We start from the raw sequence: 20,070 nt of genomic DNA on the forward strand, positions 1-20,070 counted from the left end.
CAAACCGCGCTATATCGTCTAACCTATTGATTATGCTTCACCTTTGGCGCCGCTTCTAAATCTGCGGACCGGGCTTTTGCCCAATGACAGCTGCTGTTTCCACGCTCCAAGTTGCTCTAACCCCGAGGTCATGAATCTTTGAAACCCTACCCTATTCATTGCGTGTCGATCGTTATCCCGGTCTACAACGAACAAGAGAGCCTGCCTGAATTGCTGCGTCGCACGACGGCAGCCTGCAAGCAACTGGCCTACGAATACGAAATCATCCTGGTGGATGACGGTAGCCGCGACAATTCGGCCCAATTGCTGGAAGACGCCGCCGCTGAAGACGGCAGCAACGTGGTGGCGGTGATCCTCAACCGTAACTACGGCCAGCATGCGGCGATCATGGCCGGTTTCGAGCAGTGCCGGGGCGAAGTGGTGATTACCCTCGACGCCGACCTGCAGAACCCGCCCGAAGAAATCCCGCGCTTGGTAGAACAAGCCGCCCTGGGTTACGACGTGGTCGCCACGGTGCGCAACAACCGCCAGGACTCGGCCTTCCGCCGCTGGCCTTCGCGCCTGATCAACCTGGCCGTACAACGTTCCACCGGCGTGGCCATGACCGACTACGGCTGCATGCTGCGTGCCTACCGCCGCACCATCGTCGATGCAATGCTCGCCTGCCGCGAACGCAGTACCTTTATCCCGATCCTGGCCAACGGCTTTGCCCGCCACACCACGGAAATCCTGGTACACCACGCCGAGCGCGAACACGGCGAATCCAAATACAGCGCCATGCGCCTGATCAGCCTGATGTTCGACCTGCTGACCTGCATGACCACGACCCCACTGCGCCTGCTGTCCATCGTCGGCTTCAGCCTGGCGGCGCTGGGCATGCTGTTCGCCTTCGCCCTGATCATCTTGCGCCTGGTGTTCGGTGCCGACTGGGCCGGCGATGGCTTGTTCGTGCTGTTTGCGGTGCTGTTCGTGTTCACCGGCGGCCAGTTCATCGGCATGGGGCTCTTGGGTGAATACCTGGGCCGTATGTACAGCGACGTGCGTGCCCGCCCACGCTTCTTTATCGAAAAAGTGCTGCGCAACACGCCGGCAGCACCGGCTCCGGTGGTCGTCGTTGACGGCCTGGTGTCCTCCCATACCTCTACTTCTGCTGATCAGGTCCAATCATGAGTTCAAAAGCTGTTGTATTCGCGTACCACGACATTGGTTGTGCAGGGATTGAAGCGCTGCTCAATACCGGTTACGAAATTGCTGCCGTGTTCACCCATGCCGATGACCCGAAGGAAAACAACTTCTACGGTTCCGTCGCCCAACTGTGTGCGCGCAACGGTATTCCTGTGCACGCCCCGGAAGACGCCAACCACCCGCTGTGGATCGAGCGTATCGCCAAGCTGAACCCGGACTACATCTTCTCGTTCTACTACCGCAACCTGCTGAGCGAGCCACTGTTGGCCACCGCGCGCAAAGGTGCGTTCAACCTGCATGGCTCCTTGCTGCCCAAGTACCGTGGCCGTGCCCCGGCCAACTGGGTGCTGGTCAATGGCGAGACCGAAACCGGCGTGACCCTGCACCGCATGGTCAAGCGTGCCGATGCCGGCGCGATCCTGGCCCAGCAAAAAGTCCTCATCGAGCGCAGCGACACCGGCCTGACCCTGCACGCCAAACTGCGCGACGCTGCCAGCAACCTGCTGCGCGATGCCTTGCCGCAATTGGCCGCCGGCAAACTCGCTGAAACTGCCCAGGACGAAAGCCAGGCCACCTACTTCGGCCGCCGCACCGCCGCCGATGGCAAACTGGAATGGAAAAAACCGGCTGACGAATTGTTCAACCTGGTTCGCGCTGTCACCCAACCGTACCCTGGCGCCTTCTGCGCCGTGGGCGAGCACAAGCTGATCGTGTGGCAAGCCGAAGTGCTCAAGGGCAACGAAGGCCTGGCGCCGGGCCGAGTGATCAGCGTCAACCCGCTGCGCATTGCCTGCGGCGAAGACTCACTGGTGATCAAGTTCGGCCAGCGCAACGACAACGGCCTGTACCTGGCCGGCCCGTCCCTGGCCAACGAACTGGGCCTGGTCGACGGTTCCGTGCTGCGCGGCGCCGAGTCCGGCCGCAAGCCACGCCGTACCCGCGTGCTGATCCTGGGTGTGAACGGCTTTATCGGGAATCACCTGTCCGAGCGCCTGCTGCGTGACGACCGTTACGAAGTCTACGGCCTGGACATCGGCTCCGACGCCATCGAGCGCCTGCGCAGCCACCCGAACTTCCATTACGTGGAAGGCGACATCAGCATCCACACCGAGTGGATCGAGTACCACATCAAGAAGTGCGACGTGGTCCTGCCGCTGGTGGCCATCGCCACCCCAATCGAATACACCCGCAACCCGTTGCGCGTGTTCGAACTGGACTTCGAAGAAAACCTCAAGCTGGTGCGCTACTGCGTCAAGTACAACAAACGCGTGATCTTCCCGTCGACCTCCGAAGTCTATGGCATGTGCCAGGACCAGTACTTCGACGAAGACACCTCGAACCTGGTGGTCGGCCCGGTCAACAAGCAGCGCTGGATCTACTCGGTCTCCAAGCAACTGCTGGACCGCGTGATCTGGGCCTACGGCGCCAAGGGCCTGAACTTCACCCTGTTCCGTCCCTTCAACTGGATGGGCCCACGCCTGGACCGCCTGGATTCGGCACGTATCGGCAGCTCCCGCGCCATCACCCAGCTGATCCTCAACCTGGTGGAAGGCACGCCGATCCGCCTGTTCGACGGTGGCGAGCAGAAGCGCTGCTTTACCGACATCGCCGACGGCATCGAAGCCCTGGCACGCATCATTGATAACGACAACGACGCGTGCAACGGCCAGATCATCAACATCGGCAACCCGGAAAACGAAGCCAGCATCCGGCAGTTGGGCGAAGAGCTGCTGCGTCAGTTCGAAGCGCACCCGTTGCGTGGCAACTTCCCGCCGTTCGCCGGTTTCCGCGACGTTGAGAGCAAGGCGTTCTACGGCACCGGTTACCAGGACGTGGCGCACCGCAAGCCAAGCATCGAAAACGCCAAGCGCCTGCTGAACTGGGAGCCAACCGTAGAGATGAGCGAAACCATCGGCAACACGCTGGACTTCTTCCTGCGCGAAGCCATGCTTGAAATCGCGGATAAGCACTAATGCAGGCAGGCTTGCGCATCGACGTCGACACCTACCGTGGCACCCGTGAAGGTGTGCCGCGGTTGCTCGAAACCCTGGATGAAGCGGGGGTGAAAGCGACGTTCTTCTTCAGTGTCGGGCCGGACAATATGGGGCGCCACCTGTGGCGCCTGATCCGCCCGCAATTCCTGTGGAAGATGCTGCGTTCCAACGCCGTCGGGCTGTATGGCCTGGATATCCTGCTGGCCGGCACCGCCTGGCCGGGCAAGCCGATCGGCCGTGACCTGGGGCATTTGATGCGCCAGGCCAAGGCGGCGGGGCATGAAGTCGGCCTGCACGCCTGGGATCACCACGGCTGGCAGGCCAACACCGGGCGCTGGAGTGAAGCACAGCTGGTCGAACAGATCCGTCGTGGCGTCGACACCCTCAGCGATATCCTCGGCGAACGCGTCGACTGTTCGGCCGCCGCCGGTTGGCGTGCGGACGAGCGCGTGGTGCAAGCCAAGCAAGGCTTCAACTTTCGCTACAACAGCGATTGCCGGGGCACCAGCCTGTTTCGTCCTACCTTGGCCGATGGCAGCGCGGGTACCCCACAAATTCCGGTAGACCTGCCGACCTTCGACGAAGTCGTCGGGCCGGTGGTGTCTACCCAAGACTTTAATGCGTTCATTCTCGACCGCTTTGCCGCGTCGAAGCTCAACGTCTACACGATCCACGCAGAAGTAGAAGGGATTCTGATGGCCAATGATTTTCGCCACTTGCTCGCCCAGGCAGCGCAGCGCGGCATCGACTTCAAGCCGCTGGGCGATTTGCTGCCCAGCGACCTGACCACCCTGCCCCAGCAACAACTGGTGCGCGGCACCTTGAGTGGCCGTGAAGGTTGGCTCGGAGTGCAGCAGGCATGATCCGTCGCATGGCCCTGCCTTTGCTCTTGTTGGCGTTTGGCGTGTTTTACCTGCTGCCGCTGGCCACTCACGGGCTGTGGATTCCGGATGAAACCCGTTACGCGCAGATCAGCCAGGAAATGCTGCTGACCGGCAAATGGGCCTCGCCGCACTTCATGGGCATTCGCTACTTCGAGAAGCCTGCAGCGGGCTACTGGATGATCGCGCTGGGCCAGGCGATTTTCGGGCAGAACCTGTTTGGCGTGCGGTTTGCGTCGGCCTTGAGCACCGGCCTGAGCATTGTGCTGGTTTATCTGGTCAGCCGCCGCTTGTGGAACGACCCGCAAAAAAGCCTGGTCAGCACCGTGCTCTACATGAGCTTTATCAGCGTTGCAGCCCTGGGTGGTTACGCCAACCTCGATCCGCAATTCACCTTCTGGGTGAACCTGGCCGGCGTGGCCTTGTGGTTCTGCTTCGACAGCACCACTCGCAATGGTCGTCTCGGGTCCTGGGCGCTACTCGGCCTGGCCTGTGGCATGGGCTTTATGACCAAGGGTTTCCTGGCCTGGCTGCTGCCGGTGTTGATCGCCCTGCCCTACGCGATCTGGCAAAAGCGTTTGCGTGAGCTGCTGGGTTACGGCGTGGTCGCCGTGATCGTGGCGATCGTCGTGAGCGTGCCGTGGGCGTTGGCGGTGCACCTGCAAGAGCCGGACTACTGGAACTTCTTCTTCTGGCACGAGCATATCCAACGCTTCGCCGGCGACGATGCGCAGCACGCCGAGCCGTTCTGGTACTACCTGCCGTTGCTGGTTGCGTTCAGCCTGCCGTGGGTCGCCCTGTTGCCGTCCACCTTGAAACAGGCGTGGCTGGACAAGCGCAGCGCGAAAATCGGCTTTGTGTTGCTGTGGCTGCTGATGCCCCTGGCATTTTTCAGCCTGGCCAAGGGCAAGCTGCCCTCCTACATCATGCCGTGCCTGCTGCCGCTGGCCTTGCTGATGGGCAATACCCTGGCCGACAAGCTGGCCCAGGGCCGCTACCGGGCATTGCGGATCAACGGCTGGCTGAACCTCGTCATTGGTGTAGTGGTGCTGCTGGCGCTGAGCTGGTTTCAACTGAAAAAACCGGTGTACGCGCACGGCCAGGAAACCCTCAGCCTGGTGCTGGTGTTCACCTTCCTGTTCGGCTGGATCCTGGTCAACTTACTGCAGGCCGCGCAGCCATTGCGTTTGTGGGCTGCCCCCATACTCGGCAGCTGGTTGATGGTCGCGTTGTTGCCGGCCGCGTTGCCGCACTCGGTGGTGTACAACAAGACCCCGGATCAATTCATCATCGACCACCTGCAGGAACTGCAACCCGCCACCGCGTTGCTCAGCAATGACCTGGGCGCGGCGTCGGCGCTGTCGTGGCGCCTGGCACGCCCGGACGTGACGCTCTATAACACCGTCGGCGAAGTCAAATACGGCCTCGCCTACCCGGATGCCGGCCACCACAAAATAGACACCACCCAAGTCCAGCAATGGATGAGCGATGCGCGCCAGAAAGGTCCGGTCGGCGTGGTGATACGCGTTAAAGGTGACGATGAAATCGCCGAAGTCGCCTTGCTGCCGACTGACGGCAAGCGCTATGAGCAAGGCAACATCGTGATTCTGATCTTCCCGCAGGTGAATCCATGATCACCCTGCTGCTGTTATTGGCCGCCTGCCTGCTGACGTGCATGGGCCAGGTCTCACAGAAGTTCGCCGTGGAAAGCTGGCGCGACCTGCCGCATGGCTGGGCGTTAAAGCTGCGCTCGCCGTGGTTGTGGTCGGCGCTGGTGTGCCTGGGCCTGGGCCTGCTGGTGTGGCTGCTGGTGCTGCAGCGCCTTGAAGTGGGCATTGCCTACCCCATGCTCAGCCTGAATTTCGTACTGGTCACACTGGTGGCGCGGTTTGTGTTTCATGAGCCCATCGACGGCCGTCACTGGCTGGGCGTGGCGCTGGTGATCGGTGGTGTCGTGCTGCTGGGGCGCCACGTATGAGCCGGGTACAAGGTTTTGCCTTGGCCTTGGGCAGCGTCGGCCTGGTCAGTGCTGCCCAGTTGGGCATGCGCTGGAGCATGACGCGCCTGCCGCAGCCCAATGAATGGTTCACGGCAAGCATCGACCTCGGTGCCCTCGGCGTCGTCGTCCTGGCGATCCTGGCCTACGCGCTGTCGATGCTCTGCTGGCTCGGCGCGCTCAAGCACCTGCCGCTGGGCCGCGCCTATTCGCTGTTGAGCATCAGCTACGCCCTGGTGTACCTGCTGGCGGCGAGCCTACCGATGTTCAACGAAGATTTTTCCGTTTCAAAAACCCTGGGGGTGGCGCTTGTCATCCTCGGTGTGCTGGTTATCAACTCTCGTCGTGCTAGCGCTACAAGTCCCAGGAATGCCCCATGAAAATCAGTGTATTTGGTAGTGGTTACGTCGGCCTGGTGCAGGCCACCGTATTGGCCGAAGTCGGTCACGATGTCATCTGCATGGACGTCGATCAGAACAAGGTCAAGCTGCTGCAGCAAGGCCATGTGAGCATCTTCGAGCCGGGGCTGGCGGCGATGGTGAAGGAAAACCTGGAGAGCGGGCGCCTGCATTTCACCTTTGATGAAAAGCTGGCCGTCGAGCATGGTGAAGTGCTGTTTATCGCCGTGGGCACGCCTTCGGATGAAGACGGCTCGGCTGACCTTAAGTACGTGCTGTCAGTCGGCGATGCAGTGGCCCGTCACCGCAAGGAACCGGTAATCCTGGTGGAAAAGTCCACCGTGCCCGTCGGCACCGGCGACACCCTGCGTGCGCATATCGAGAAAGCCCTGCACCTGGCTGGCCGGCACCTGGAGTTCGACATCGTCTCCAATCCGGAATTTCTCAAGGAAGGCTCGGCCGTTGCCGACTGCCGCCGCCCGGACCGCATCATCATCGGCTGCGAGCGCGAAGAAGTACGCGATGTGATGCGTGACCTGTACGCGCCGTTCAATCGCAACCACGACCGCATCATCTTCATGGACCTGCGCAGCGCCGAACTGACCAAATACGCCGCCAACTGCATGCTCGCGACCAAGATCAGCTTTATCAACCAGATCGCCGAGCTGGCTGAACACTTGGGCGCGGACATCGAAGCCGTGCGTCTTGGCATCGGCGCCGACTCGCGCATTGGTTACCACTTCATCTACCCCGGTTGTGGCTACGGCGGCTCATGCTTCCCCAAAGACATGCGCGCCCTGATCCACAGCGCCAAGCAAGCCAACTGCTCCAGCGACCTGCTTGAGGCGGTGGAAGCCATCAACCAGCGCCAGAAGAGCAAGCTGTTCGAACGGGTCAATGCGTACTTCAAGGGCAACCTGCGCGGCAAGACCTTTGCCCTGTGGGGCCTGGCGTTCAAGCCCAACACCGACGACATGCGTGATGCGCCAAGCCGGGTGCTGATGGAAGCGTTGTGGGCCGCCGGCGCCAGTGTGCGTGCGTTCGACCCGGAAGCCATGCAAGAAACCCAGCGCCTCTACGGCGATGACCCACGACTGATGCTGATGGGCACCCCGGAGTCGACCCTGGGTGGGGCCGATGCGCTGATCGTCTGCACCGAATGGCAACAGTTCAAGGCGCCGGACTTCGACCTGATCCACCAACGCCTGAAAACCCCGGTGATCTTTGACGGTCGTAACCTCTACGACGGCGAACGCCTGGCGCGCAAAGGCTTCCAGTACTACCCGATTGGCCGCGGCGACTCGTGCAACTTGCCGATCCCCCAGCAGCAGTGGCTGCCACAGGTCGTGGAAGCCTGAGACGTGAACAAAGCTCGACCGCCCTTGTTAAACCCAACGATCCGTCGCCAATCCCTTGGTGTGGGGTTGCTGGCGTTGTTGCTGTTTATTGCCGGCAGCTGGCACCAGGCGATTATTGGCTTCGACTCACGCTTCGTGGTGTTCGCCCAGGAGATGTTGCGCCATGGGCCTAGCTTTTTCCCCACCACGTACGGGCAGCCCTATGCGGATTACCTGGCTACGTCGACGCTGCTGACGTGGTTGCTGTCCTTGCCATTGGGCCAGGTCACCAGCCTCACCGCGTGGCTGCCCACGGCGATTGCCTCGGCGTTTATCGTTACCCTGGTGTATCGCCTGACCGCGCCCCACTCCCAACGCTGGGGCCTGCTGAGCATTGCACTACTCTTGCTAAGCAGCACGTTTATCAGCGAAACCCGCTCGGTGTCCCTCGACCAGATGCTGGCCGCGATCTCCCTGGCGGTGTTCTACCTGGGTTATGCCCATGACCACTTCGGTGCGGGAAAACGCCTGCACTGGCTGTACCTGCTGCTGATTGTCGGCTTTGCGGTGCGTGGGCCGATTGGCCTGGTCATCCCCACTGGCGTGTTGTGCAGCTACTACCTGATCAACCGGCAATGGCGCCAGCTGTTCAGCTTCGGCTTACTCGCGCTGGCGTTACTGGGGGCGTGTGTTGGCCTGTTGTTGCTGATGGCCAAGCTGAGTGGTGGCGAAGGCTTCATGCAGGACGTGATCCGCATGCAGTTCCTCGGACGCATGGATGGCAGCGAAGGCTCCAGTGGCGTGTTGTATTACTTCACCAGTTCCCTGGGCAACTATGCCATGGCGTACCCGATGGCAGTGTTGGTGCTGCTGGCGATGCTGATCAGCGGGCGGCGTGCCCCAGGGCCGGCGTTGCAGTTGGTGTGGTACTGCGCGGCCGCGGGGCTTCTGGTGATGCTTGGCCTGTCGATTCCCCAGGCAAAAAAGGCGCGCTATGTACTGCCGATGTTGCCCATGGCGGCAATTATTGCGGCGTATCCCTTCCACGTGGCGCACGGGCGCCTCTTCGCCTGGCTGCGCGGGTTGATGCTGGGTATCTGGACGGTGTTACCGACGCTGTTGATTGCCGGGTTGCTGTTCGCGAGACCGCGCTATCCGGAACAAATGAGCCATCTTGACTGGGTGTACGGCGTGCTTGGGGGGCTGCAGGTCCTGGCGCTGCTGGCGTTGTTCAAGACGCGGCTGCGCCCGGTCGGGCCAGCGTTTACAGCCGTATTGGCGGTCTGGGCCACCTATATTCTGGTGGTCGAACCGCTGGAACGCAGTGTCTACGACACCCGCACCTTTACCCTTGAGGTCCATGAGCAGGTGATGCAACAACGGGCGCCGGTGGTTTTGCACGGTTTGGGCAAGGACGCCAAGGCCATCAAATACATGGTCAACGTCGACTGCGACCAAGTGCCGTTGTTCACCCAGCAAGCGGCCGACTTGAAGCCGATCCAAGGGCCCGCTTGGCTGGTGATGAGCGCTGCGGACTACGAAGGTTTGACGGACCCGCGCTTTCGTTCCATTACCCCAACCCTGACCGGCGAATTCAACCGCAACCCTTACGTGCTCCTGCACCTGGCGAAAACCGCGCAACCTTGACCCCTGCGCCGGCGCTCCCGGCGCAGAAAACTCCTACGTAGCTTTACGTAATGGCTGGTGCCTTTTCCCTTTCCTGCGCCCAAAACCCGACTGTAAACTCGCCTGGGTGCGGTATTTATTTACCGCCACAGGTCATGGGTCATAACAAGGACGAGAGGACAACACCGTGCCAGATCATGTTTCGCTTGATAAGCCTGCCCTGACCCGTGCCGAAGTGCAGGCCGGCTACGTGTCCAAGCTGCCTTTGGACCGGCTGATGGGGTTGCGCGATGCCTTGGTGGCATTGAAAGGACCGTTGGCCAGTGAACCGGGGTTACAGGAAAACCTTCACAGACGTTTTTTGGACGAAGAAACCCGTAATCGCGTGCTCGGTAAGGTCTGTTGCTCTCTGCCCAATTAACGCCGTTACAATTCATTATTCTTGCACTCAAGCTTCATTAATATGCATTGGCACCCTTTCTCCAGGGTCGGCACACTGCAGAGGTTCTTTCCCCCAACGGTTGGAACGCTCAAAGGGCTTTTCCGGGCGACCAGACAAGCCTTTTTTTTGCCCGCTGTTTATGGACTCCCTTTCAATGCTCGCTCGCTGGCTCCCCGCTGCAATCAACACCCGCCCCACCGAATGGAGCCGTGCTGCCATTGGCATGGCCGTGGGCACACTCTTCAGTGTCTGGCTATGTGCCCAAGTGTTTGGCATGGAGGTCGCATTGCACCTGCTCGGCCCGCTTGGCGCTTCGGCCGTGTTGCTGTTCGCCGTGTCATCGGGTGCATTGGCGCAGCCCTGGTCGATCATCGGCAGCTACCTTTGCGCGGGTGTCGTCGCCCTGCTGGTGACCCGAGTTCTCGGCCCGTCCCTGGGTGGCGCCTGCTTGGCGGCGGGCATGACGGTGGTGCTGATGTGCTGGCTGCGCTGCCTGCACCCGCCGGCCGGTGGCCTAGCCATGACGCTGGTATTGGCTGACCCGGCGTCCGCCGCACTGGGTTGGTATGAGTTAGGCGCGGTGCTACTCGGAGCCGGCGCCTTGTTGACCTGCGCACTGGCCTATAACAACGCTACGCGCACGCGCTATCCGAAAGCCGCCGAATCACCGGCCCCCCTTTTGCCCTACCCCAACGCTGATCGAGACCCCGCCATTACCGCCGCCGATTTAAAACTCGCGCTGGCCGAAATGGAGCAATTCTATGACGTGGAGCCCACAGCGCTGGAACAACTGATCCACGCAGCGGAAACCCACGCCAGGCGCCGCAGTATTGGTGAAGTGCTGGCCAGTCGGGTGCCTTGAGGCCGTCACCCACTCGCTGCATAAATGCAAAAACGACCTGCATGATTGAAGGTTGTACTGGGCAAATTTGCACTGGTACGATCAAGGGATGTTTCGTTCGCGAACATCTTGATAAAGAACAATAAAAGCAGGGAGTTATCGATGACTGCTCAGGTTTCAACCGAGGCAAGCCACGCAGATACGCATCAGGACGTAGTGCTCGCCGAGATTCGCAACCATATCGGCCACCTCACCCTCAATCGCCCCGCCGGCTTGAATGCCATCACCCTGGACATGGTGCGCCGCCTAGCGTCCCAACTGCAGGCGTGGGCCGATGACCCCCAGGTGCACGCCGTGGTCTTGCGCGGTGCGGGCGAGAAGGCCTTTTGTGCCGGCGGCGATATACGTTCCCTATACGACAGCTTCAAGAACGGCGACAGCCTGCACCAAGACTTTTTTGTCGAGGAATACGCGCTGGACCTGGCCGTTCACCATTACCGCAAACCGGTGCTGGCACTGATGGACGGGTTTGTCCTGGGCGGCGGCATGGGCCTGGTGCAGGGCGCCGATTTGCGCGTCGTCACCGAACGCAGTCGCCTGGCGATGCCGGAAGTGGCGATCGGTTACTTCCCTGACGTGGGCGGCAGTTATTTCCTGTCGCGTATCCCCGGCGAGCTGGGCACCTACCTGGGCGTCACCGGGGTGCAGATCCGCGCAGCCGATGCGTTGTATTGCGGGTTGGCAGACTGGTATCTCGACAGCGCGAAGCTCGCCGAGCTGGACCAGAAGCTTGATCGCCTGCAATGGCATGACTCACCACTTAAAGACCTGCAAGGCGTGCTCGCCAAACTGGCTGTGCAGCAACTGCCCGACCCACCGCTGGCCGCTTTGCGCACGGCCATCGACCACTTCTTCGCGCTGCCGGATGTACCGAGCATCGTTGAGCAGCTTCAGGAAGTCACCGTCGCCGATAGCCACGAATGGGCGCTGACCACCGCCAACCTGATGAAAACCCGCTCGCCGCTGGCCATGGCCGTCACCTTGGAAATGTTACGTCGCGGCCGCCGCCTGCCCCTGGAGCAATGTTTTGCCCTGGAGTTGCACCTTGACCGGCAATGGTTCGAGCGCGGCGACCTGATCGAAGGTGTTCGCGCCCTGATCATCGACAAAGACAAGAGCCCCCGCTGGAACCCGCCAACCCTGCATGGGCTGGCGCCCAGCCATGTAGAAAGCTTCTTTCATCACTTCAAGCAGGTTGCGAACTAAGCCATGCAAGACATTGAATACACAGAAGAACAAGTGATGATCCGCGACATGGCGCGCGACTTTGCCCGTGGCGAAATCGCCCCCTACGCGCAAGCCTGGGAGAAAGCCGGCTGGATCGACGACACCCTGGTGGCGAAGATGGGCGAACTGGGCCTGCTGGGCATGGTGGTGCCGGAAGAATGGGGCGGTACGTATGTCGATTACGTCGCCTACGCCCTCGCCGTGGAAGAAATTTCCGCCGGGGACGGTGCCACTGGCGCATTGATGAGTATCCATAATTCAGTGGGTTGCGGACCAATCCTCAACTACGGCACAGATGCACAGAAGCAAACCTGGCTGGCGGACCTGGCCAGCGGCCAAGCGATTGGCTGCTTCTGCCTGACCGAACCCCAGGCCGGTTCTGAAGCCCACAACCTGCGCACCCGTGCCGAACTGCGTGACGGCCAGTGGGTCCTCAATGGCGCCAAGCAGTTCGTCAGCAACGGCAAGCGCGCCAAGCTGGCCATTGTGTTCGCCGTGACGGACCCGGAGCTGGGCAAGAAAGGCATTTCGGCGTTCCTGGTGCCTACGGCAACTCCGGGTTCGTAGTGGATCGCACCGAGCACAAGATGGGTATCCGCGCTTCGGACACCTGCGCCGTCACCCTCAACCAATGCACGGTGCCCGAGGCCAACCTGCTCGGCGAGCGTGGCAAGGGCCTGGCGATTGCCCTGTCCAACCTGGAAGGCGGGCGCATCGGCATTGCTGCCCAGGCATTGGGAATCGCTCGTGCGGCGTTTGAGGCGGCGCTGGCGTATGCCCGTGATCGCGTGCAGTTCAACAAGGCGATCATCGAACACCAGAGCGTGGCCAATCTGCTGGCAGACATGCAAACCCAGCTGAATGCCGCGCGCCTGCTGATCCTGCACGCCGCGCGACTGCGCAGCGCCGGCAAGCCATGCCTGTCGGAAGCCTCCCAGGCCAAGCTGTTTGCCTCGGAAATGGCGGAGAAAGTCTGCTCGTCAGCCATGCAGATTCACGGCGGGTATGGGTACTTGGAGGATTACCCGGTGGAGCGTTACTACCGGGATGCGCGGATCACGCAGATTTACGAAGGGACCAGCGAGATTCAGCGGATGGTGATCGCCAGGGAACTGAAGAATTATCAGATCTGACTGACGCACCACAAAACCAATGTGGGAGCGGGCTTGCTCGCGAAAGCGGTGGATCAGCCACTAAGATGGCGACTGACACACCGCTTTCGCGAGCAAGCCCGCTCCCACATATTGATCTTCAGTGTTTATACAATTGTGTTACTTATCTTTAAACTCCGGCGCACGCTTGGCCACAAACGCCGCCATGCCTTCCTTCTGATCCTGCGTTGCAAACGCTGCGTGGAACACCCGGCGCTCAAAGCGCACGCCTTCCGACAGGCTCACTTCAAACGCACGGTTCACGCTTTCCTTGACCATCATGCTGATCGGCACTGATTTGCCGGCAATCAGGGTGGCGACTTTCAGCGCTTCTTCCAGCAATTCATCGGCCGGCACGATACGCGCGACAATTCCGCAGCGCTCCGCTTCCACGGCGTCGATGAAGCGTCCGGTCAGGCACATTTCCATGGCCTTGGCCTTGCCCACCGCGCGGGTCAGGCGCTGCGTGCCGCCCATGCCTGGCAGTACGCCGAGGTTGATTTCCGGCTGACCGAACTTGGCGTTGTCACCGGCCAGGATGAAGTCGCACATCAACGCCAGTTCGCAACCGCCACCCAAAGCGAAGCCGTTGACCGCGGCAATGATCGGTTTGCGACGGTTGGCTACGCGATCGCTGTCGCTGAACAGGTCGTCCAGATAAATCTGTGGGTAGGTCAGCTCGGCCATTTCCTTGATATCGGCACCGGCGGCAAAGGCCTTTTTCGAGCCCGTCAGCACGATGCAGCCGATTTCGGGGTTGGCTTCCAGGCCATCCAGCGCCTGGTTCAATTCGCTGACCAGTTGCGCATTCAGGGCGTTCAGGGCTTGCGGACGATTGAGGGTAATCAGCCCGACGCGGCCCTGGACTTCGAGCAAGATGGTTTCGTAACTCATGTATCGGCTCCTTAAAGATTGCGTGAGATGACCATGCGCTGGATATCGCTGGTGCCTTCGTAAATCTGGCAGACCCGCACATCGCGGTAGATCCGCTCCAGGGGGAAGTCGCTCAGGTAACCGTAACCGCCGAGGGTTTGCAAGGCAGCCGAGCAGACTTTCTCGGCCATTTCCGAGGCAAACAGCTTGGCCATCGAGGCTTCCACCAGCGCTGGCTTGCCGCTGTCACGCAGGGCGGCGGCGTAATGCACCATCTGCCGGGCAACCGCGATTTGCGTGGCCATGTCGGCCAGTCGAAAGGCCACGGCCTGATGCTCGATGATCGGTTTGCCGAAGCTTTCGCGCTCGCGGGCATAGTCGCGGGCCGCTTCGAAGGCTGCGCGCGCCATGCCCACTGCTTGCGAGGCGATGCCCACGCGGCCACCCTCGAGGTTGGCGAGGGCAATCTTGTAGCCTTCGCCCTCCTCACCCAGCCGATTGGCGACCGGCACCTTCAGGTCTTCAAAGAGAATCTGGCAGGTGTCAGACGCATGCTGGCCGAGCTTGTCTTCGACCCGCGCCACGCTGTAGCCCGGCGAGTCGGTCGGCACGATAAACGCGCTGATCCCGCGTTTGCCGGCAGCCGGGTCGGTGACGGCAAACACAATCACCACACCGGCGTTCTGCCCGGACGTGATGAATTGTTTGCAGCCGTTCAGTACGTAATGGTCGCCGTCCAGGCGCGCGCGGGTTTTCAGGCTGCTGGCATCGGAGCCGGCCTGAGGTTCGGTCAGCGCAAAGGCACCGAGCATCGCGCCGCTGGCCAGGGGTTTGAGGAATTGCTCTTTCTGCTGGTCGTTGCCGAATTTCAGGATCGGCACGCAACCGACCGAGTTGTGCACGCTCATGATGGTCGAGCAGGCACCGTCGCCTGCGGCGATTTCTTCCAGCGCCATGGCGTAGGCCAGGTAACCGGTGTCGCACCCGCCCCACTGCTCCGGCACCAGCATGCCGAAAAAGCCCAGCTCGGCCATTTCACTGATGGCCTCCTTGGGAAAACGGTGCTCGCGGTCCCATTCGGCAGCAAAGGGTTTCAGGCGCTCCTGGGCAAATTGCCGGGCGGCGTCGCTGATCTGCAGTTGTTCTTCATTCGCCAGCATGATGATAAGTCCTTAGTACAGGCATTCGACGGCCATGGCTGTGGCTTCACCACCGCCGATGCAAATGGCGGCGACGCCGCGCTTGAGGCCGTTCTGGCGCAAGGCCGAGAGCAACGTCACCAAAATCCGCGCCCCTGAGGCGCCGATTGGATGGCCCAGGGCGCACGCGCCACCGTGGATGTTGACCTTGGCGTGGGGGATTTCCAGCTTACTCATGGTCACCAGGCTGACCACGGCAAAGGCTTCGTTGATCTCGAACAGATCGACTTCACCCAGGCTCCAGCCGGTCTTGGTCATCAGCTTGCGAATCGCCCCCACCGGTGCCACCGGAAACAGCCCCGGCTCATCGGCAAATGCCGCATGCCCATGGATCACTGCCAGAGGTTTCAGGCCGCGCTTCTCAGCTTCGGACTGGCGCATCAGTAGCAGCGCCGCCGCACCATCGGAAATCGAGCTGGAGTTGGCCGCCGTGACGGTACCGCCTTCGCGGAACGCCGGTTTGAGGCCACCGATCTTGTCCAGTTTGGCCTTGGGCGGCTGTTCGTCATGCAGGATGGTTTTCTGCTCTTTGCCCACGGTGACTTGCACCGGGACGATCTCCGCAGCAAAGCTGCCATGGGTGATCGCCTCCTGTGCACGTGTCAGCGAGGCAATGGCGAACGCGTCCTGGGCCTCACGGCTGAAACCGTTATGCAAGGCGCAATCTTCGGCAAAGGTGCCCATCAGGCGGCCCTTGTCGTAGGCGTCCTCGAGGCCGTCGATGAACATATGGTCAAGTACGCGGCCGTGGCCCATGCGGTAGCCGCTGCGCGCGCGGTCCAGCAGGTACGGCGCGTTGGACATGCTTTCCATGCCGCCGGCAATCACCACGTCGACGCTGCCGGCCAGCAACGCATCATGCGCCAGGATCGCCGCTTCCATGCCCGAGCCGCACATCTTGTTGAGGGTGGTGCAACGGGTGCCCTTGTCCAGCCCGGCACCCAATGCGGCCTGGCGAGCGGGCGCCTGGCCGAGGCCTGCGGGTAGCACGCAGCCAAACAACACTTCATCCACGGCGTCGCTGGCGATACCGGCACGCTCAACGGCGGCACGAATCGCGGCGGAACCCAGCTGCGGCGCCGTCAGGCCCTTGAGGTCGCCTTGGAACGCGCCCATGGGCGTGCGCACGGCGCTGACAATAACGATGGGATCAGTCATGGGAAATACTCCTTACTTGGCAGCCATGCGCAAGGCGCCGTCGAGACGGATCACCTCGCCATTGAGCATGCTGTTTTCAATAACGTGCCGCACCAGCGCGGCGTATTCGGCGGGTTTGCCCAGGCGTGGCGGAAATGGCACGCCGGCGGCCAGGGAGTCGCGCACTTCGGGCGTCATGCCGGCCATCATCGGTGTTTCGAAAATGCCGGGGGCGATGGTCATCACGCGAATGCCAAAGCGCGCCAGCTCACGTGCGGCGGGCAACGTCAGGCTGGCAATAGCGCCTTTGGAGGCGGCGTAGGCGGCCTGGCCGATTTGCCCGTCGAATGCGGCCACGGAAGCGGTATTGATGATCACACCGCGCTCGCCATCGTCATTCGCCTCGGTTTCAGCAATGGCGGCGGCCGCCAGGCGCAGCAGGTTGAAGCTGCCGATCAAGTTGACGTTGATCACCTGGGCAAAACTCGCCAGCCCGTGGGGGCCGTTTTTGCCGAGGATTTTTTCGCCACGCACCACGCCGGCACAGTTCACCAGCCCATGCAAACCGCCAAACGCTGCAACCGTGGCCTGCACGGCGGATTCGGCAGCCGCTTCCTGGCTGATATCTGCCACTGCACTGCGGGCGTTCTCGCCGAGCTGCTGGGCCTTCGCCGCTACCGCGTCGGCGTTGAGGTCCACCAGCATCACTTTGGCACCAGCGGCAATGAGCATTTCAGCGGTAGCCGCACCGAGACCGGAAGCGCCGCCGCTGACCAGGAAGATCTTGTTTTCAATCTGCATTATTGTTCCCTTGAACGGTCCGAATGGTCGGAATAGTCGCTCTGGAGCGCCAGGGCGGCAATGGTCAAAACCTTCAATCTAGCTGACTGTTTTGGCCAGTCATCGACCCCGCCGCTCAACAAGCGATGGGACGCATGCTGCTCACGGGTTTGACACCTGCCATGCTCTGACCGAAGCTGACGGCTTTGCTCTCCTGCCCACGCTTTCGGACGCCTGCATGTCAAAGTCACGCCGTTACTCCATCATCGGCCTGTGCGCCCTGTTGTCTATTGTGCTGATCTGGTATTTCACCCGTTCCACCCCGGTGGCCGTACCTCCTGCGATTGCCCAGGGTTACTCCAAAGCCCTGAAACAGGCGCGCAACGGTGAGCCAGGCGCCGCCCGCGTGTTGTACCAGCAACTCGGTCGGCCGGACCTGTCGCCCGAGCGCCGCGCGGCGTTGCACGCCGAACTGCCCAATTACCCTAGCCCTCAAGCCTTGAAGCTTGCAGATAAAGACCTGAGCAGCGAATCGGCGCTGGTCCGCGAGGCGGCCATCCACAGCATTGTCGGCCTGGTGCCCACCGGCCAGCGCACGCTGTTGCTCGGCCCGGTACTGGACGATCCCGAACAAGCTGTCCGATTCACCGCCGCCAACGCCCTGCTGGGTCTGTCCCCCGACACCCTGGGCCTGTACTTCGGGCCTTTGCAGCAGGTGCTGGATGAGTTTGTGAAAGAGCTCAAGGCCCAACCCGAAACGGCTGAAGGCTGGATTCAACTGGCGCGCCTGTACATTCACAGCGCACTGTTGCCGCAAGCACAAGATGCCCTGGAACAGGCCATGCGGCTGCAGCCGGACAACCTGCAAGCCGTGGTGGCGCAGATCGAGCTGCTGGATAAACAGGGCAAGACCGACGAGTCCCGCCAGCTCCTGGCGCGCCAATTGGCGGCGCACCCGGAATCAGCGTATCTGCAACACGCGTTGGGGATGTGGCTGCTGCACCATGGCGAGCGCCCCTATGCCCTGCTGGGTCTATCCAAAGCGGTGGAGTTGGAACCGGGCAATCAGGATTACCGCTACGACCTCGCCACCACCCTGCACGCCCAGCAGGAACTGGAAGCCGCCCAGCGACAACTTGAAGAGATCATCCAGCGCCACCCCGCCAATCGCAAAGCCCGGGTTTTGCTGGTCAACTATTGGAAGGAAAGCGGCCAGCTCCAGAACGTGCAAGTGCTGCTCGCGCAACTGGAACAGCAGAATCCCGACGATCCGGCGCTGCAACAAGGTCTATAGCGCTTCAGCAAAATGTTCTGAAAAGCCGACGCGCCGCACAAACCTCCTGAAACGGTTGAACCCCCGGAATACACAACGGTCAAGAGAATATGGCGCGTTCGAACGAACGCGCACCTCTACTCGTATGTGACCTGAGGGCACTTCTTGTCTACATCCAATGCGCTATCAAGTGACAAAGCAGCCACCGGTATCGTCGGTCTCGACGACATTCTTGCCGGCGGTTTGTCTCGCAGCCATTTGTTCCTGCTCGAAGGTGAGCCTGGGACCGGCAAAACCACCGTCGCCCTGCACTTTCTTCAGGACGGCGCCAAATGCGGCGAGCGATCCCTGTACATCACACTCTCGGAAACCGAGCGCGAGTTGCGCCAGGGTGCCAAGTCCCATGGCTGGGACCTCGATGAAAACATTCACATATTCGAGCTGACGCCGCCCGAAAGCATTCTGGACACTGATCACCAGCAAAGTCTGTTGTATTCGTCCGATCTGGAATTGGGCGAAGCGACCCGGCAGATATTCGAAGTGGTGGAAAAGGTCAAGCCGACCCGCGTGGTGATCGACAGTTTGTCGGAAATCCGCTTGCTGGCGCAGAGTTCGCTGCGCTATCGCCGCCAAATCCTGGCGATCAAGCACTACTTTGTGCGCTATGACGCCACGGTCCTGTTGCTGGATGACTTGACCACCGAAGCGCTGGATAAAACCGTACACAGCGTTGCCCATGGCGTTATCCGCCTGGAAGAGCTGACGCCGGTCTACGGTGCCGAGCGGCGCCGGGTGCGCGTCGTCAAATACCGTGGGCAAAAATACCGCGGCGGCTTTCATGACTTCACCATTGCCGGCGATGGCATCCACGTATTCCCGCGACTGGTGGCCGCCGAACATCGCGCCGGCTATGTCCGTCAAACGCTCACCAGCGGCATTGGCGAATTGGATGCATTGCTGGGTGGCGGCATCGAGACCGGCTCCAGCACGTTAATCCTAGGCCCAGCCGGCACCGGCAAGTCGCTGATTTCGATTCTGTTCGCTGCTGCCGCCGTGTCGCGTGGAGAGAAAGCCGCGCTGTTTATTTTCGATGAAGAACTCGGCCTGTTGTTCGAACGCATGCGGCAGTTGAACATCGATCTTCCAGCACTGCAGGCAACCGGCAATCTTTTCATTGAGCAAGTGGATGCCGCCGAGCTGTCACCGGGTGAGTTTTCTCACCGCGTGCGGCGTTGCGTGGACGAACGCGGCATCAAGACGGTGGTGATCGACAGCGTCAACGGTTTCCAGGCCGCCATGCCGGAAGAGAACTCGCTGATCCTGCACATGCACGAACTGTTGCTTTACCTCAACCGACGTGGTGCCGCGACCTTCATGACCGTTGCCCAGCACGGTCTGGTCGGTGACATGCAGGCGCCCGTCGACCTTACTTACCTGGCAGACACGGTGATCCTGTTGCGTTACTTCGAGGCACTCGGCAAAGTCCGACGGGCTATTTCCGTGATCAAGAAACGTACCGGTACCCACGAGTCGACCATCCGCGAGTACCGCATCGGCGCCGGCGGCATGGCCGTTGGTGACCCACTCGAGTCGTTCCAGGGCGTATTGCGCGGGGTGCCGACGTACATCGGGAGTGAAGCCCCGCTGCTCGTGGACCCGTTAGAGTGAGT

17 protein-coding genes and 1 pseudogene are annotated in these 20,070 nt (G+C 61.3%); 14 read left to right on the forward strand and 4 right to left on the reverse strand.

The features are described 5' to 3' along the window. The first annotated feature begins 138 nt into the window (after positions 1–138). From arnC to AB4O35_RS20620, 12 genes and pseudogenes are all read left to right on the forward strand, one after another. On the forward strand, positions 139–1,170 hold the full coding sequence (arnC, locus tag AB4O35_RS20565; protein ID WP_065873088.1) for an undecaprenyl-phosphate 4-deoxy-4-formamido-L-arabinose transferase: 1,032 nt from the start codon (positions 139–141) through the stop codon (positions 1,168–1,170). Further along, positions 1,167–3,158, forward strand: coding sequence for a bifunctional UDP-4-amino-4-deoxy-L-arabinose formyltransferase/UDP-glucuronic acid oxidase ArnA (arnA, locus tag AB4O35_RS20570; RefSeq protein WP_065945300.1), 1,992 nt, complete (start codon positions 1,167–1,169; stop codon positions 3,156–3,158). The genes arnC and arnA overlap by 4 nt, the downstream gene beginning before the upstream one ends. Beyond that, positions 3,158–4,042: a 4-deoxy-4-formamido-L-arabinose-phosphoundecaprenol deformylase gene (gene arnD / locus AB4O35_RS20575; RefSeq protein WP_065880525.1), complete on the forward strand. Its 885-nt coding sequence runs from the start codon at positions 3,158–3,160 to the stop codon at positions 4,040–4,042. The genes arnA and arnD overlap by 1 nt, the downstream gene beginning before the upstream one ends. Next, on the forward strand, positions 4,039–5,694 hold the full coding sequence (gene arnT, locus AB4O35_RS20580; protein ID WP_065945299.1) for a lipid IV(A) 4-amino-4-deoxy-L-arabinosyltransferase: 1,656 nt from the start codon (positions 4,039–4,041) through the stop codon (positions 5,692–5,694). The genes arnD and arnT overlap by 4 nt, the downstream gene beginning before the upstream one ends. After that, positions 5,691–6,038 carry a 4-amino-4-deoxy-L-arabinose-phosphoundecaprenol flippase subunit ArnE gene (arnE, locus tag AB4O35_RS20585; RefSeq protein ID WP_065945298.1) on the forward strand — a complete coding sequence of 116 codons (348 nt, stop codon included), beginning with the start codon at positions 5,691–5,693 and terminating at the stop codon, positions 6,036–6,038. Before arnT ends, arnE begins: the two co-directional genes overlap by 4 nt. Further along, on the forward strand, positions 6,035–6,436 hold the full coding sequence (arnF, locus tag AB4O35_RS20590; protein ID WP_065873083.1) for a 4-amino-4-deoxy-L-arabinose-phosphoundecaprenol flippase subunit ArnF: 402 nt from the start codon (positions 6,035–6,037) through the stop codon (positions 6,434–6,436). Before arnE ends, arnF begins: the two co-directional genes overlap by 4 nt. Further along, complete coding sequence (locus tag AB4O35_RS20595) at positions 6,433–7,812, forward strand: UDP-glucose dehydrogenase family protein (RefSeq protein ID WP_049713316.1); 1,380 nt, start codon at positions 6,433–6,435, stop codon at positions 7,810–7,812. Before arnF ends, AB4O35_RS20595 begins: the two co-directional genes overlap by 4 nt. Positions 7,813–7,815: 3 nt before the next feature. Next, positions 7,816–9,438 carry an ArnT family glycosyltransferase gene (locus tag AB4O35_RS20600; RefSeq protein ID WP_065945297.1) on the forward strand — a complete coding sequence of 541 codons (1,623 nt, stop codon included), beginning with the start codon at positions 7,816–7,818 and terminating at the stop codon, positions 9,436–9,438. Between the two features lie 166 nt (positions 9,439–9,604). After that, positions 9,605–9,838, forward strand: a complete 234-nt coding sequence (locus tag AB4O35_RS20605; RefSeq protein WP_065873081.1) for a hypothetical protein — start codon at positions 9,605–9,607, stop codon at positions 9,836–9,838. 175 nt (positions 9,839–10,013) lie between these two features. After that, positions 10,014–10,721, forward strand: a complete 708-nt coding sequence (locus tag AB4O35_RS20610; protein WP_065873080.1) for an HPP family protein — start codon at positions 10,014–10,016, stop codon at positions 10,719–10,721. A gap of 141 nt (positions 10,722–10,862) precedes the next feature. Next, positions 10,863–11,966 carry an enoyl-CoA hydratase/isomerase family protein gene (locus AB4O35_RS20615; RefSeq protein ID WP_065873079.1) on the forward strand — a complete coding sequence of 368 codons (1,104 nt, stop codon included), beginning with the start codon at positions 10,863–10,865 and terminating at the stop codon, positions 11,964–11,966. A 3-nt stretch (positions 11,967–11,969) separates the two neighbouring features. Then, a pseudogene (locus AB4O35_RS20620) lies at positions 11,970–13,120 on the forward strand (acyl-CoA dehydrogenase family protein). Positions 13,121–13,258: 138 nt separating this feature from the next. On the opposite strand, the gene AB4O35_RS20625 reads toward AB4O35_RS20620, so the two are convergent. The 4 genes from AB4O35_RS20625 to AB4O35_RS20640 are packed head-to-tail and all read right to left on the reverse strand — an operon-like array spanning position 13,259 to position 17,148. Further along, on the reverse strand, positions 13,259–14,032 hold the full coding sequence (locus AB4O35_RS20625) for an enoyl-CoA hydratase (RefSeq protein WP_065873077.1): 774 nt from the start codon (positions 14,030–14,032) through the stop codon (positions 13,259–13,261). Positions 14,033–14,043: 11 nt separating this feature from the next. Beyond that, positions 14,044–15,171 carry an acyl-CoA dehydrogenase gene (locus AB4O35_RS20630; RefSeq protein ID WP_065873076.1) on the reverse strand — a complete coding sequence of 376 codons (1,128 nt, stop codon included), beginning with the start codon at positions 15,169–15,171 and terminating at the stop codon, positions 14,044–14,046. Between the two features lie 12 nt (positions 15,172–15,183). Next, positions 15,184–16,368 (reverse strand): acetyl-CoA C-acyltransferase, encoded by a 1,185-nt coding sequence (locus tag AB4O35_RS20635; RefSeq protein ID WP_065873075.1) that lies wholly within the window; start codon positions 16,366–16,368, stop codon positions 15,184–15,186. A 12-nt stretch (positions 16,369–16,380) separates the two neighbouring features. Next, complete coding sequence (locus tag AB4O35_RS20640) at positions 16,381–17,148, reverse strand: SDR family NAD(P)-dependent oxidoreductase (RefSeq protein ID WP_065945296.1); 768 nt, start codon at positions 17,146–17,148, stop codon at positions 16,381–16,383. Between the two features lie 217 nt (positions 17,149–17,365). Between AB4O35_RS20640 and AB4O35_RS20645 the strand changes: the two genes are divergently transcribed. After that, entirely contained in the window at positions 17,366–18,421 is a 1,056-nt protein-coding gene (locus tag AB4O35_RS20645; RefSeq protein WP_065945295.1) for a tetratricopeptide repeat protein, read from the forward strand. A gap of 144 nt (positions 18,422–18,565) precedes the next feature. Continuing rightward, positions 18,566–20,068, forward strand: coding sequence for an ATPase domain-containing protein (locus tag AB4O35_RS20650; RefSeq protein ID WP_065873072.1), 1,503 nt, complete (start codon positions 18,566–18,568; stop codon positions 20,066–20,068). Positions 20,069–20,070: the final 2 nt, after the last annotated feature.

This window comes from Pseudomonas sp. H1_A03, assembly GCF_054685145.1.